This window comes from Parabacteroides sp. AF21-43, assembly GCF_003635435.1.
In the GTDB taxonomy this organism is placed as follows: Bacteria; Bacteroidota; Bacteroidia; order Bacteroidales; family Tannerellaceae; genus Parabacteroides; species Parabacteroides distasonis.
Map to the genome: position 1 here is coordinate 1 of NZ_QTMG01000070.1, position 348 is coordinate 348.

Annotated in this window: 1 pseudogene; it reads left to right on the plus strand. The window is 48.6% G+C overall.

Annotated elements, in window-relative coordinates:
* Positions 1–348: pseudogene (locus DWX84_RS21380) on the plus strand (mobilization protein); the annotation flags it as partial.

Sequence of the window (348 nt, forward strand, 5' to 3'; positions counted from 1 at the left end):
GTAAAGGCGATGCACATACGTGACCGGGAATTTGACCCGTTCGCATTCCGTATCAATGACAACGCTTTACCCGAAATCGTGGATGATTATGTATTCCAACAACCTAAGCAGGACAGGAACTTTTCGCTTGCGGAACTGACTGAACGGCAACACCGGGAAGCGTTGGAGAACGGTTTCGGCAAGCAGGTGGTACAAGGCTATTCCAATGTCATAGCGGCATTGAAACAGGGTTATGCGAGTATCGGTTACGAGCGTGGACGCAATGTTCTTGTGTCGCTTAACAAGTTTCTTGTGAACAAGCGCATGATTGTGAAAGAGGGCAAGGGCTACCGCTATAATCCCGATTTC